The organism is Bradyrhizobium sp. USDA 4486 (genome assembly GCF_054057995.1).
This window is the reverse complement of record NZ_JBSRZV010000001.1, coordinates 587978-602244: the sequence shown is the minus strand read 5'-3', so window position 1 is coordinate 602244 and position 14267 is coordinate 587978. Positions and strand designations below refer to the sequence as shown.

10 protein-coding genes and 3 pseudogenes are annotated in these 14267 nt (G+C 60.3%); 3 read left to right on the top strand and 10 right to left on the bottom strand.

What is annotated here, in order from left to right; genetic code table 11:
* Window positions 1-284 precede the first annotated feature (284 nt).
* From ACVWY3_RS02925 to ACVWY3_RS02915, 3 genes and pseudogenes are all read right to left on the bottom strand, one after another.
* On the bottom strand, window positions 285-1346 hold the full coding sequence (locus ACVWY3_RS02925) for a DUF7146 domain-containing protein (protein WP_456837108.1): 1062 nt from the start codon (window positions 1344-1346) through the stop codon (window positions 285-287).
* Window positions 1347-1492: 146 nt separating this feature from the next.
* Window positions 1493-2656, bottom strand: a pseudogene (locus tag ACVWY3_RS02920) (strawberry notch-like NTP hydrolase domain-containing protein); the annotation flags it as partial.
* Window positions 2657-2838: 182 nt separating this feature from the next.
* A pseudogene (locus ACVWY3_RS02915) lies at window positions 2839-2988 on the bottom strand (ArdC-like ssDNA-binding domain-containing protein); the annotation flags it as partial.
* Between the two features lie 1079 nt (window positions 2989-4067).
* On the opposite strand from ACVWY3_RS02915, the gene ACVWY3_RS02910 reads away from it, so the two are divergent.
* A complete protein-coding gene (locus tag ACVWY3_RS02910) occupies window positions 4068-5930 on the top strand; it encodes a reverse transcriptase domain-containing protein (RefSeq protein ID WP_456837107.1) in 1863 nt (620 codons plus the stop codon).
* A 152-nt stretch (window positions 5931-6082) separates the two neighbouring features.
* Here the strand turns inward: ACVWY3_RS02910 and ACVWY3_RS02905 are convergent, their stop codons facing one another.
* The 6 genes from ACVWY3_RS02905 to ACVWY3_RS02880 form a co-directional block, all read right to left on the bottom strand.
* Window positions 6083-6265 (bottom strand): hypothetical protein, encoded by a 183-nt coding sequence (locus tag ACVWY3_RS02905; RefSeq protein ID WP_456837106.1) that lies wholly within the window; start codon window positions 6263-6265, stop codon window positions 6083-6085.
* 134 nt (window positions 6266-6399) lie between these two features.
* Window positions 6400-6921 (bottom strand): thermonuclease family protein, encoded by a 522-nt coding sequence (locus ACVWY3_RS02900; protein ID WP_456837105.1) that lies wholly within the window; start codon window positions 6919-6921, stop codon window positions 6400-6402.
* A gap of 1371 nt (window positions 6922-8292) precedes the next feature.
* A complete protein-coding gene (locus ACVWY3_RS02895) occupies window positions 8293-8445 on the bottom strand; it encodes a hypothetical protein (protein WP_456837104.1) in 153 nt (50 codons plus the stop codon).
* Between the two features lie 595 nt (window positions 8446-9040).
* Window positions 9041-9271 carry a hypothetical protein gene (locus tag ACVWY3_RS02890; protein ID WP_456837103.1) on the bottom strand — a complete coding sequence of 77 codons (231 nt, stop codon included), beginning with the start codon at window positions 9269-9271 and terminating at the stop codon, window positions 9041-9043.
* A gap of 596 nt (window positions 9272-9867) precedes the next feature.
* A complete protein-coding gene (locus ACVWY3_RS02885; RefSeq protein ID WP_456837102.1) occupies window positions 9868-10044 on the bottom strand; it encodes an ATP-binding cassette domain-containing protein in 177 nt (58 codons plus the stop codon).
* An 86-nt stretch (window positions 10045-10130) separates the two neighbouring features.
* Window positions 10131-10895, bottom strand: coding sequence for a Crp/Fnr family transcriptional regulator (locus ACVWY3_RS02880; RefSeq protein ID WP_456837101.1), 765 nt, complete (start codon window positions 10893-10895; stop codon window positions 10131-10133).
* Between the two features lie 460 nt (window positions 10896-11355).
* Between ACVWY3_RS02880 and ACVWY3_RS02875 the strand changes: the two are divergent.
* Window positions 11356-11480: pseudogene (locus ACVWY3_RS02875) on the top strand (SOS response-associated peptidase); the annotation flags it as partial.
* 219 nt (window positions 11481-11699) lie between these two features.
* Window positions 11700-11960, top strand: coding sequence for a hypothetical protein (locus tag ACVWY3_RS02870; protein ID WP_456837100.1), 261 nt, complete (start codon window positions 11700-11702; stop codon window positions 11958-11960).
* A gap of 362 nt (window positions 11961-12322) precedes the next feature.
* Here ACVWY3_RS02870 and ACVWY3_RS02865 read toward each other — a convergent pair whose 3' ends face one another.
* Window positions 12323-14143 (bottom strand): peptidase domain-containing ABC transporter, encoded by a 1821-nt coding sequence (locus ACVWY3_RS02865; protein ID WP_456837099.1) that lies wholly within the window; start codon window positions 14141-14143, stop codon window positions 12323-12325.
* Window positions 14144-14267: the final 124 nt, after the last annotated feature.

Genomic DNA, 14267 nt, shown 5'->3' with positions numbered 1-14267 from the left:
ATCACTCAGACGGCAGGCGGAACGGGCCAGAACCCGGAGCAGAGCGGAGGGCCGAAGCGCAGCGAAGGATGGCGAAGACCGGCTATTTTGCTTCGCGATGCAAAGCGCGCTCCCAGATGGCTTATGTGCCTTCGCGTCTCCGGCGCGCGGCGGAAAATAGCCGAACGCAGCCATTGCCGGCCCGAGCCGCTTGCCGTCCGATCGCCCTCTAGAAGGCCGTGGTCGCGTCTCTCCCGGCATTGACCTCGGCCCGACCGATCTCGAAGCCGGTCGAAGCGCCAGGGCTATTCCCCGGCGAGCGCCGGAGAATGCAGGAAGCGCGCGACGTCCTCTGGTACGAGTTGAAGCCGCAGGCGTGCGCGGAGAGCATCAATCCCGAAGATATGCAGATCTTCGTTGAAGTCGCCCAGTCGAGGCGACAGCGGGATCGCTTCAATGCCGATGGCTTCAGCGCACTTGGTAAGGATAGCCTGTACGGCATCTCCGGCAGCATCGTTATCGCGGGCGATGTAGAGCCGACGCAGGCCAGACGGCAGCAACATGGCTGCGAGGTGATTAGCCGAAAGCGCAGCCGCCATCGGCAAGGTCGGCAACGCGTAACGAAGTGACAGCATGGTCTCGATCCCCTCGCCGGCGCCGAGCACGTCATCGACCACACCGAAACGAACGGCGTTGCCGAGCAAGTTTCCCATGGCGCGTCGCGGCGTCTCGATCGGAGCCTTGCCGAGCCGCACGCGATCAAAGCCGTCTGGATCAAGCCAGGTGCGGTGTACGCCAGTGATCTGTCCATCGCGGCCCGTGACGGAGGCTATCATCGCCGGCCAGGTTTCTGTCGGCGAATGCTCGTCCGGTCGATAGTAGCAACGAGGATGGAAGCGCAAGCTGCCACCATGGTTGATGCGGGTTATCCCCCGGCGCTGCAAGTACGTCTCGGCTAGCGTCCCTTCGATTCGGCTGGATATTGCAAAGAGCCGACGGGCAGCTTGCTGCGATCCGGCCACTACACCTGGATGAAGGGGTTTCGGAGCCAGCTGCGGCTCCAGACGAGGCAGTTTCAGAAACCGCCTCGCCTCCTCGGCGACCTCGCGAAAGTCTCGCAACGTCAGACTCTCGCGGATGACGTCGAGGAGATCGCCATGTTCGCCGGTTGCAGCATCGGTCCACTTGCCGGCGGCGCCCTTCGGCGTTTCCTGGAGACGCACGAACAACGAGCGGCCCGGCGTGTTGTGGACGTCGCCGACCACCCAATACCGACCCGCCCGCTTGCCATTGGAGAGATAGTGTCGGCACACCGCCTCGGCCTCGCGCGCGAGGCGGCGTGCCAGTTCGGAAGGCTCGCGGGACATCACGCCGCCTCCCGCTCACTGATGCGGGCGACGGATAAGTGTCGAGCACCTTCGAAAAGGTCTCGACGCCGCCGGCACCCGTGGCCACGAACATGCGCAGTGATCTCCCCGAAGAGGCCGTAAGGCCGGAGACGGTCGCGCATCGTGAGGTCGCGCGCCAGCACCTCCATGGCCGCGACGCCGCCCTGCTCGATCGCTTCGGCGAACTCGACGCGTGTGGCGAACGGGAAGTCGGCGCCGCCCCAAAGGCCGAGGCGTTGGGTATAAGCGAGGTTATAAACCGTGTTGAGCCCCGTCGCCGACACATAAACCACGCCTGCATTCGGCAAGCCGTGCTGAAGCCTCAAGCCCGCGCGCCCCTGCTGAGAGGCCGCTTGGTCGCCGCGCTCGCCCCCGCCTCCGACCGCATTCTGCATGGCGTGGCTCTCGTCGAAGACGATCACTCCGCCGAAGTCCGAGCCCAACCATTCAACGATCTGTCTGACACGCGAAAGCGTTTCGCCGCGCTCGTCGGTCCGTAGCGTGGCGTAGGTGGTAAATAGGATGCCTTCCGAAAGCCGGATCGGAGTGCCCTTGCGAAACCGGGACAGGGGTGTGACCAGCAACCGCTCCATTCCCAGCGCGGACCAGTCGCGCTGCCCATTCGCCACCGCGGAGAACGGCGGGTTCATCAGGACGACGCTCCGCACATCGCTGGCCTCGAGGTGATCGTTGATCTGCGCGGCGTCGAACCGCGTAACCTCGACGTTGACAAACAAATCATCCAGCAACGCCGCGCGGCTTTCGGCCAACTCGTTCAACATCAGAGAGCCGCCCGCGAGCTCGGCTAAGATGGCGAGCAAGCCGGTCCCCACGGAGGGCTCCAGAATGCCGTCGGCAGTCGTAGTATCGGCTGCGGTGCATGCGGCCAGTCCAAGCGAGATCGGCGTCGAGAATTGCTGAAACGCCTGGATGTCCTCGGAACGCCGCGTATGCGTCGGCAGACAGCTTCCGATTCTCGCGAGCAACGGCAGCATGGCGGCCGTCGAGCTTGCCTTGGCGCGCTTGGCTGGGCCGAACTTGCGAAGAAAGAGAACGGTTGCCGCCTCGCAGACGTCATAGGCGGTCTTCCAATTCCAGCCGCCTGCCGCGTCGGAGGCACCAAATGCAGCTTCCATGGCGCCACGCAGGACGGCGGCATCGATGCGGCAGCCGTGTTCGATATCGACCAAAAGCTGTCGGGCGGCCCTGACGGCGGCAGAGGTGAGACTTGCAGCGGCACGCATCGAAAGCGGCGCGGCGGCGGCGCCGCACGCGAGAGATTCGGTCATGACAGGATTTCTCGGGAGAGCAGGAGCAGGTCGAACCGCGCGGCGCTCTCCTTAAGACCACGGCGATTCAAACCCTTCCCGCCCCCCTCTCCCTCTCAGCACTCGCCCATAAAAAGGGGGCCCGGCGTTACGCCGGTCCCCCAGCAACTGCGGGACGGCCGGAAGCGATCCCGCCCTGTGTCACTCAACGACGTCTTCACCGCCGCGGTGCCCCAGGGCTGCACCCACGGCACTCGGCCGTCCTCAAGTTCAGCGATGATCTTGTTGGTGATTTCGTGGTAAAGGCTTGTCCGGTCCCCACCGGTGCGCGCCCGAGGATAGTGTCTGGACATCGCGGGTGTCCGCGACGGGCGCCACGAGCCTCTCTCGCAGCCTGCAACCCGTTGCGGCAACATCCTGCCGAACCTCTTACTCTCAGCCTCTTCAGGGCTAGTCGACGCCGCGTGATTTGCGAGAGCGCTGCACGCACACAATTGACAGAATGCAGAATCTGCGACGCGCTCCGTCTTCGATTCGCCGCGACTTGGCCTTAAGGTGCCTTAGGACCGCAGGCCCGACCAGGCGTGCGCCAAAGGCGCATCGCCTCAACGCGAAATGGCACCCGCAGGAGCGTGAGCATAGCGACGCCGAAGGCGGCACGCGGGACCGAGTGCAGCGACGAGATCGGTTAAGAGGGCACCCGGGAACGGGGCAGTGATAGCGATCGCTGCAGGCGAGCCCCTTTCCCGAGTGCCCCCGGCGAGGAGCTCCGCATCTCCTTGCGCGAGGGATCGAAGCCGTATGGCGTGCGCCGTTGAGGCGTGGAGAAGAAGGGAGTGTTCGAAAGAATGGAGCCTGCTGGTTATGGCTCTTACTTGCCCGGCTTACCGGTGTCGGAAACGACTGAAACTCCGAAAGGAGAACGGGACCAAAGCATGCCGGGAAACGTCTCGAAATCGAGCGCCGCAGCCTGATGGAGAGCACAGAGTAAGGTGTGCATGGTGAAAGCTGTATTGCCTGAATCCCAGTTTCCAGTTGCCAAAGGGCTGGCCGTAGCGAACGCGGCTGACACGCTATGCCACGCGGGGCAGATCGCACCGGCCAGTGCGATCCGCCACCAGTCCGCGTGGGACGACCACTATCCGTGGGTCAAGGAGACGAAGGGGACACCTAAACACACCGCAACTTCCTACACACGCAACTACGGGATCGCCTGCAGCAGGCTCTTTCAAGAACCTGTATGGCGACGGAGCCGTCATAGTACTCAAATGCCCGGCGTAATGGCTGGGACAGCCACCGCAAGGTGGACGATCATGCGTATAAGGCCGGGTGACCGGACCGAAAGCGCCTCCGATCGGGGGAAGGACGATGCCGCTAAAAACGGCATTTGCAGTATGCGTAGAAGAGATTCTTCGACGGAGAGGTTCTGCTGATGCAGGCCGCTACCATCCAGAGAAGAATTGAATCACTGCCGACTTTGTCGCGGTCGGGTAAGCGCGTAAATGGCCTTCACCGCCTGATGAGATCTCCGCATCTCTTCGAGTGGGCCTACGAAAAGGTCTCCCGCAACAAGGGAGCCCTGACGCCCGGTGTAGATGGCAAGACCTTCGACGGCATGTCGCTGGCGAAGCTCGCTGACATCGCCAGGCGCGTAGCGGATGGCACTTATCGCTTCCGACCAGTCCGGCGGGTCTATATCCCAAAGGACAACGGCAAAACACGACCGCTGGGTATCCCAACGGTGGAAGACCGGCTCGTTCAGGAGGCGGTCAGGATTCTGCTCGAGGCGATCTACGAACCTGTGTTCCTCGATGAGTCGCATGGGTTCCGCCCGAGACGATCCTGTCATACCGCACTCAAGTCCATCAAGAAGACCTGGACGGGCTGCAAGTGGCTGGTCGAAGTGGATGTGCGTGGGTTCTTCGACAACATCGACCATGACATTCTTCTTGGGCTTCTAAAGAATCGGATCGATGACGATAGGTTCATCGCTCTGATCGAAGGAATGCTCAAAGCAGGTTACATGGAAGATTGGGTCTACGGACGCACTTACAGTGGCACGCCACAGGGCGGCGTTGTCTCGCCCCTGCTCGCTAACATCTATCTGCACGAGCTGGACCAGCACATGCAGACGATGAAGGCGGACTTCGACAAAGGCCGCGACCGACGTCCATTCCCGCGCTACGCGGCGCTGGAACGGCGCGTCCTCAGTCTCCGCCGGAAAATTGAACGGCTCCGTGCCGACGGCGCGGAACAGGCCGAGATCGACGCTGCATTTGCAGAGATCAAAGCCGTCAACAAGGAGAGACGGAAAGTGCCGTCCGTCGATCCTATGGACCCCAACTTCAAAAGGCTCCGTTACTGCCGCTACGCCGACGACTTCCTCATCGGCGTAATCGGGAGCAAGCGGGAAGCGTGTGAGATCATGGCTCGCGTCGAACAGTTCCTGACGCAGGCCTTGAAGCTCGCCGTATCGCCCGAGAAAAGTGGAGTTCATGCCGCTTCAAAGGGAGTGACCTTCCTCAGCTATCGCATCTCGACATACACATCCTATGGGGCTGGACGCAAATCCAACCGCACGGGGCCGGATGGGCGGGCATGGCGCGTGGTACGCCGGCCGACCACCGGTAATGTCAGTTTGCGAGTGCCGCGCAGGGAGGTTACCGCGTTCTGCAAGCGACACGGCTATGGCGATCTCACCAGAAAGACCGGCCGTCCTCGCGAGCAGTTCTTGGTCACAAGCGATGTCGCAACCGTCCTCGCCTATAACTCAGAGTTCCGTGGTTTTGCGAACTACCATTCGTTTGCCGATGACTTCAAAAGCGCCTTGGGACTGTTGGAGCTTGTTGTGTTCCGCAGCCTTGTGAAGACGCTCGCGATGCGACATCGGACGACGAGAGCGAGAACCATGGCACGTCTGTGGAAGGGTACGGACTACGAAGTCAGCTCCGTGGTCCGTGGTAAACTTCGCAGTATCAAGCTGTGGAGACTGAAGCATCTGACCCAGACCTACTGGACGAGTCCTGTGGTGGACTACGTCACGGCAGGGGCGTGGTGGGTCAAAAGCCCAAATGATCTGATCGATCGCCTCAACGCTCGCAGGTGCGAAGCGTGCGGTGATAGGACCGGACCATTTGAGATGCATCACCTCCGCCGCGTTGGAGACCTGCGAGGCGGATCGCTGACGGTTTGGAAACAGTCCGGTTGGCGGCGCAAGACCATCGTCCTGTGTCCGTCATGCCGCGCAACAGTCTCCGGTCGAGCGCATGCGCGTATGGAAAGCCGTGTGCATTGAAAAGTGCCCGCACGGTTTGGGGGGAGGCGTAGGGATATCCTCGACGAGGTATCCCGCGCCTACCCTACCGAGACGCAAAGCGGCTCGGTTCACGAGAGCCCGGTGCGGCGGAAGCGGCACGCGCGAAACAGAAAATCCGCAAGTCCGACGATCTAGATTTCCTCGCGCGCATGCGTCTGCGCGTCATAAATCCTGATTTGAAGCATGGGAAAACGCTTCTTTAGTTCTTCTCCACCTGCCCTGGCGCCGTCTCTGGTTGCAAATTCGGCTTTGAATCGGCCGTCCACTTCAAGTGCGTAGCCAGAGGCCGGCAGTTCACGATTGGCTGCAACCATTTCATTCCCATTGAGCAGTGTGGCGGTTGGGGATGATGGGTACCGTGAGTCGCCCAAACCGCGCCAGACCCACCTGGCCGAGTGCGGTACTCGGCGATCGCGCGTTGTGGATTGACACCCCGCAGTGGGGCGCTTCAGGGATGGGCATTTGCATCGTCCGAACATGCGGACGGGTTTCCGCTGGCGCGGATGCATGCTCGATAGAGCCACGGTTCGACGAAGCTGCCCTTCCAGAGCCCTTGGCCCGCGCGCTCAGCTTCGCGCTGGGCTTCGTGATATCTGCCCTTCGAGTATTGAGGCCAATCCAGCGCGAGACCATTGCGCACAAGCCATTCCGCCAGATCCTTGCCCGCGACCGAACAGGTCGCGACCGTGCGCCCATAGCGGTCGAGGCTGAGCGGGACACAGTTGACGGGGCGACCGGCAATGTAAGCGTCGAGGTCGTTCGCGGCCTTCGAGCCGCAGCGGTACTGTAGACTGTCCTCACCGCGACACAGCTGAGTGCCTTCTGGAGCATCGACACCCCAAAGGCGGATCCGCGCTCCACGGATTTCCAATGTGTCGCCATCGATGATGCTGGCCTGACCGACAAAAGTGTCGGCAAGCGCCACGTTCGATAGCAGCAGCGTCAATATAAGGACTCGGCGTTCGCTCATGGCGTTGAGTAACAGAATTAGCGAAGACTGCGGGAGTTGAATTTCGGCCAGTTCTCAAGCAGCTTCAGCACCGGCAGGTCTCTTGCCGCTCGCGATAGTGAAACTCCGTGCCACGAAGCCATCTGCCCTCGAAACGGTTCCAGAACAGGATCGCATCCATTCGCCAGGTAAACTCATAGACCTTCCAAACGCCGTCGCCTGACTTCCCAGTTGCATTAAAGGGCGGGCTGTTGAGCCTGCAGAGAGCGTAGATCTCATCCCAGTGCTCGCGGCATAGCGATCCTCCAGAGCTACGCGCCAGCGCGGCCCCGCCCCCACGCCGATAAAAGCCTTGGCGCGGCATTATCAATTGGGGGATGCGCGCGGTCGTCTTGCCGATCCGGCGCGCCTCTTCCGACGAAAACTTGCCGACGCCGAAGCTCTAGCGCTGCGCATCATCGCAATAGAGCCACGCAGGGGCTACACCGTTGGAGTCCCTGACCACGTAGCACTCAGAATTTTCCCGGACTAAGGTCCAGGGCGGCTCGAAACGGCGGCTTGACTCCATAAGAACACAATAAGAACACACGTCATCGACGGTCAACCTCGAACAGGACCGTGTCCTCCACCTCTGAGCCGACCGAACAGGACGACGGGCTGGACGCCGCTGTCGGACAGGCGGTTGCCGTTTGCGGCAATATGCGTGCGGCTATTTGCGCGCTGATCGTTGCGAACAAGCGGTTTCGCAGAGCGCGGCGTCGTCGCCGCCGCGAGCCATGTAGCCCGCAAATTCGGCGTTCGGTCTGCCATGGCGTCGGTCTCAGCCAAGCGGTAATGTTCCGACCTGATCTTCGTCAAGCCGCACTTCGCATAGCGGCCCGACGGGCACGCGGGTCCGAGTGCAGCGACGAGACCGGTTCAATAGGTATCCAGCAACGGAGCAGTGATAACGATCGCCGCCGGCGACCCCCTTTCCCCAGTACCTGCGGCGCGGAGCACCGCAACGTCCTTGCACGAGAGATCGAAGCCGCATGGTCGAGGCGCAAAGCAAGGCCGTTCACGAGAGCGCACCATCGCGAAGCGGCAGGTGCGAAAATGACAAATTCCACATTTGGAGCAACCGAGTTTCCCTCGCATGCACTCGGCTGTCGCCATAAGTCACGGGTTCGAAAACGGCGCGCTTACGGCGCCCTTCAAATCGACCACGTCATTCCGACAATCGAAGCTCCATAACCGTACCGTTCATGCGGGTTGAGTGACGGTTTGTCGGAATAAGCGCTCTTAGCTAAAGGAAATCACGTGACTCTCAATCAGCGGGTCCCAGGTTCGAGCCCTGGTGCGCCCACCGTCAAGCACTTAGCAGCAAGCGCAACGCGGTAAGGTGGCCTCATTTTACAGTTTTGTTCTCGCTTTGAGCTTCAGCACCGCAGCTTCGGCGAGCTGAACATCGCCACCCAAGTAATGCGCGTCGAGAATGGCTTCGACGTCCTTCGAGTGGCCGGTGACTGCAGCGATCTGCGGTACGCTTGCGTCAGCAATCGCCAACCGAACCACGGCCGTGCCACGCAGGTCATAAAACGTGAGACGGCTGATGCCGGCGCGCTCGCAGGCCTTTGACTACGACGTGCGAAAGCCGTCGGACGTCCACGGCCGGCCTAGCGTGTTCGTCAGGATGGGACCCCGACGGTCGGTCGCGTCGAGCAGTGCTCTCAACGGGGCGCCGGTCGGCATCGCGAGGCGCCGGCCGCCTTTCGATTGACGCAGCCGGATGTACGGACTCTCGTACGCCGAGCAGGCAGGCGCAAGAGGTCGCCCTGCCGTTGACCGCTCCACAACGCCAGCATCAAGGCGAGTTGGATCTCGGCCGACGCGACCGACAGGACCGCAGCGATGTCCTGCTCCGACCATATCTTGTCTTTGCGCTCGGCTGCATAGAGGCGACCGCCTCGCTCGCAGAGGTCGCTAGAGATGATGCCGCGGTCTTTTGCGAACGACATGAGCCGCGCCAATATCGTCCAGCCGTAGTCGGCTTTGCGCGACCGGCAGGGCGTCACATTCAAGTGGAAGGACTACCGCGTCGAGGGTCGGCAATCGATACAAGCATCAAACTTCCTCGAGGATGAATTCGGTGACTTGCCAATTATGCGAATGGGCTATTGCGATTTGCGAGAGCCTTCGCCACAGGCTTAATGCTGTCACGGCCTAGCATTGCATCTAGCACAGCCACGTCGAAAACCGCGCTATTGGCGTGCTCCAATGCCGAAGACAAGTCTCCAGCTTCGGCCGCGACCGTATGGCCAAGATCGATCACCATGTCGGCAACCATCATACGGATGAGTACTTCATCCTCCACCAAAAACACCAAAGCCATACGCGCCCCGCTCAATTACTGCCGCGTGATTTTGCGTGCGGGTCCACTGGCGGCACGAGGCTTTCCTAGATTTCAGAATCTGCGGGAGGATCTTCGATCGCCATAGGCGGCCGATAGCGTGCAATTTTTGTCAGTTTCTCCGAAGAGCTCCACATGACGCGTCGTGCAGACGCAGCCTCCAAAATAAGCGTCTGATGAGCCAAACGGAGCTTCTCAATGTTTTCGAAGAGGGCGTTCCTCGGCCGGCGCAGCTTTGCGATAGCTGCCCGACTTTCGGCTCGCTGCCGGCGAGCCTCTGATATAATCGTTGCGGCGCGATCAAAGAGGTTATGTCCTTCATCCCGCGCTTCGAAACGATGGGGTGCACTAGAACAAAGGAGCAAGAAGAGCGCGCGATCCGCTTTGTAACGTGCTCCCGCTCGAGTATGCTCCGAGCCTGACATAAGAATTTGCCCCGCTGCTGCGTTAACGGCCCATTTCCAGCGGCTTCGCCCGCACTTCTTCAGCACGACCGAGAAATGTGCGAACGACGGATATTCTCGCATGGCATCGCCCCCAAGGACTGTTCAGGAGAGCAGTTTATCGGACCGATCTGATCAGGCAAGGTCGACCCTTGCAGACGTCACCTTGTGGCCGCGACGGTGGACCGAGCCGCGCGTCGGAAACAGCACGCCGGCAGCCATTTGAAGCAACGTGCTCTTGCCACAGGCGCTGGGCCCGATCACCGCAATGAACTTACCCCGATCGGCCTTGAAGCTGATCCCGTCCAGCACTCTGACCGGCGTGCGCTGCGCCGGCGACGAAAAGTCCTGCCAACGCCGTCAAACACAAGCACGCGATCGTCCATGCCCGCTAACCCTCAGACAGACGGCACAGTCAGGCACGATCGGGTCGTATTCAGGGAGAAGACCTCCTCAAGTTCAAGACGCATGGTGCCGTGACATTCGCACGCTGCCGCCACGAGCTTTAATCGGTCGATCTCTATGTGGCCTCGTCGATCAGATCTGATCGCTCCAGAGGCGCGCAGATTGCGCATCAGTAACGTCACCGTTGTCCGCCGCACACCGAGTATTTGCGACAGCGCCTCCTGGGTGAGCGGGAGGACATCGCCGTCCATGCGATCGCGAATGTGGAGAAGCCAGCGAGCCATCCGAGCCTGCACCGGATGCAGAGCATTGCAGGCTCCTCCGCGTTGAAGCTGTACCAGCATTGCCCTAACGTGAATCTGGATCGCGTGCCGGATCGCGGAGCTCTGGCAAAATGCGGCGTGAAATCGCGGTGCCGGGATTCGCGAGGCGAGGCCTCCCGCACGGACGATCGCAGTGAGCGCCGAAGGTGCCGGTCCAAACACGGATAGAGTACCTATTGCTCCCTCCCGCCCGACTACGGCGGTAGCAGCAGTCTGACCGTCGGCAAAGCCGACCATCAGCGAGATGGCGCCGCTATGAGGGAATAAGACGTGGCCGACTCGGTCACCCTCCCGCGAAATCACCGCATCCTGATCGAGCGCGACCGTCTCCAGCGCGGGCGCCAGCAAATCGAAGTCAGTTGGCGGCAGCGTTGCCAAAAGGCAGTTGCCGATTCCGCCGGCGCGCGTCACTTCGAGTGGTCCGCCGCGATGCATCCGCCTTCTTCATTTCGCACGGTGCGGAATGGGGACAGCCTTAGCATGCGATTAGATTCGCGACGAAACGATGATCCACTTCCCTGACAAGTACTCTCACCTGACAACAATAATCTCCTGGCAAGACGACATTTTCCGTCCGCGTCAAATCAAGAGTTAGATGCAAGCCCGCGGCCGAGTACACAAATGCAAAATAGGTATTGGTAACACCGTACGCTGCGACGAGCGCGCGCAGGGAACTCCAGATGAGGTTCATTCGAGGCCGATATGAAACAGGAAACGAAAGCGAGCGCAATGCACGCTGAACCGCGCTGCTGTCGGAATGGATATAAACACGACGCTTGCAACCCATCGCAGCGACGAGCGGGGCAATGTAACCACTTGGTTCCATACACTGCCCGCTGCCTCCTTGAATTAGCCAGCCCCGTTATCCGCAAACAGCGAAATTGGGACCGAGATTACGCTCATACGCTGGGGGCATGCCACCGCCGCAGCGCACAGGCTGGACCGCCAGTCACCAACATTCGCAATCCGTCAACGCCGCATTGGCGCGGCTGGGTGGGGCCTGAGAACCAATGTCTCGTATGCCCGTGCACGGGCGCGCTGGAGTAACTGCGCTAGACGCGCGCCCAGTTTGGCGATGGTTCGAGCTGCATCGCTTCGTTCCCAACCCGGAACGCGGCGAAGCAAAGGGCGCGGGCGTTTGCAGATTACAACCCGCACAGCCATTCCAGATACTGCTAGTCCGTTGAGAAGACCGAAAACTCTTTCATATTTGCCTCATACGAGCAGCGGGGACGCAAAGTGTTTGATGTCTATCGCAATGACAAGCGCGAGTTGCTCGTTCTAACCAATGGCTTTGCAATACCGGCTGTTTGCTCTCGGAATAATGGCAAGAGCAGAAAACGAGTTCTCAAAGTCAGCGACGAGACCAAGTCAGCCGTTCAGAGACAGGGCTATTACGTCCGCAGCTTGCGGGTCACCAAGGCGGATGATCTAGTTGGAGCAGGTCGGCGGCTTGGTCGCCGGCCGCCATCCAATTGCGCCGGCCCCGTCGCCGATTAGATCATCGATTATCTTTTCATGCACGTCCATCGCTTCAACCTAAGAAAGAGAACCCAGGCATCGCCGCTCGCGCTTGCTTCCCGGCATCCGGCGCAGGCCAATTGCTGTAGTAGCTGTCATGTTGTGTCTAGTCGAAAGCCGACGATCTGGATGCACCCTCGCGCAGCTTTGGCCCTGCGCAACCGCATGCTGAATTGCGGCGAGGCCGTTTTTTCTCCGACCGAGCAACCCGACTGTGCTAATGAGATGGCGTTTCGCGCGCAGAAATGGAGCGCGCCCCGTAGGTCAACCGAGTGATCCAGGACAATGCGGGCCGAGATCAACATCGCGAGAAGTCGATCTTGGCTAGTGCTTCACCCGGGTTACGAATGGCGCCGCCGTTGCCGCGGTGGTCGGATGGCTCGGTGGTGCAATCGTGCTTCTTTAGCTGGCTGCCGTCTTGGCTGGCAGTCGTCGCCAACATGCTTGGAGTGGTCCAACCGGCTGTCCTTCGAGTAGTTGTCCGTCCCGGCATGATGCGCGTTATCGCGCGTGCGGCCGTGATCGGAGCAGGCATCGTGGCCCTCGCCGGCCGATGCGGCCTCGGCCGATCTTGCACCCTCTACGGCAAGCCTGGTGGAACCAGCATCGCACGCGGGAGCCGCCGCTGGGCTGGGGCTTGCAATCCTGACTTGGGACGGCTCACTCGCCGAGGTAAGATGGATGATCATATCCGCTCCCTCGGTAATTTCGGGCCGGTGCGCTACGCTCACCCGCGTCATGTTCAGCTGCCGGAGATTCGCATTGATTTCTTTTTCCTTCTCGGTGTCGAGATGTGCCGTGCCCTCATCCAGAAACAGGATCTTTGGTCGGCGATAAAGCGCGCGCGCAAGCAGTACTCTCTGCTTCTGCCCGCTAGACAACGAGCTCCCCATGTCACCGATGAGGCTGTTGTAGCTCATCGGCATTGCCATGATGTCGTCGTGAATGCCGGCAATCCGCGCGCACTCGATCATCCCTTGCAGATCGAATGTTGTGTCAAAAAAGCAGATATTGTCGGCAATCGATCCCGATAGCAATTGATCCTCCTGCATCACCGCGCCAATTTGCTCGCGATAAGCCCGCGGTCCGATCTGGCCCAGCGGAAGGCCGTCGATCAGAACTTCTCCGCTCGTTGGCTCGAGCAGTCCAAGCATAATCTTGACAAGAGTTGACTTGCCGCAGCCCGACGGTCCCATGATCGTCACGAATTGTCCGGGAGCGACGCACAGATTGACATTACTAAGAATCAGAGACTCTCCTTCTGCATAGCGGAAGCACACGTTGCGCAGTTCGATCGCGCCGCGAATCTGTCGGAGATACGACAGGTCTCGATCGTGCCCACGCTCCAGCGGAGTGAGCGCAATGTCTGCGAGACGCTCCAAATGCAATCCGAGAATGCGGACATCCACCAGCTTCTCTATCAGCAGCGCTGTCCGCTCAGCGAACTGCAGCTTGTAGCTGACAAACGCGAATATCATCCCAACCGTGAAGAGGTTGTCCAGTGCGAGGCGAGCCGCGAGGTAGATTGTGATGACGTTTTCCAGGCCGAAGATCGTGTCGTTCATCGCTTTGAAGCTGATCCTCGCGCGACCAAGCCGCACGACGGCATTTATATACGCAGCATAGCGGTTCAGCCATTGGCTTTCCCGTTCGTTCTCTCGGTTGAGCAACTTTAGGCTTTGTACCGCACGCACGGTTTCGATGAAGGTGGAATTCTCGTCTGCCTTACTGTGAATGGCCGCTTCGCTTCTTTGTCGGAACATTCCGAAAAGTGCGAGCCGCAAGCCGGCATACAGCGCGAACGCGAGCAGGACGACAAGTCCGAGCTGGACGCTGTAGGTGAACATCAAGGCCAGCATCAACACCGACATGAGCCCGTCGATCAAGCCCGTGATCAGTCCCTCCGCGAGCACGTTGCGGATCGGCTCGATCGAGTTGAAGCGAGAAAGGATGTCGCCGATGTGCCGCTTTTCGAAGAATGAGAGTGGCAAACGCACCAGATGATGAAACAGGCGGGCGCCGATTTGAAAGCTCAAGGTGTTCTGCAGAACAAGAATAATGAACGAGCGTGTCGCGGCTGACGCGACCCGTATCAGGAGAAGGAACGCGAATCCTAGCCCGAGTACGACCAGGAAATCGACGTCCCCTCTGGCATCAAACATCTGACTCTTGAGCGGCGGGCAAACACCACCCTGCCGAAGGATCACCCAGAGCGGATGCCCCGCTCTTGAACTGATTTGCGATCGATTTCGATCACCTTTTTTCAAGCAGCTCTGTGTGCACTCT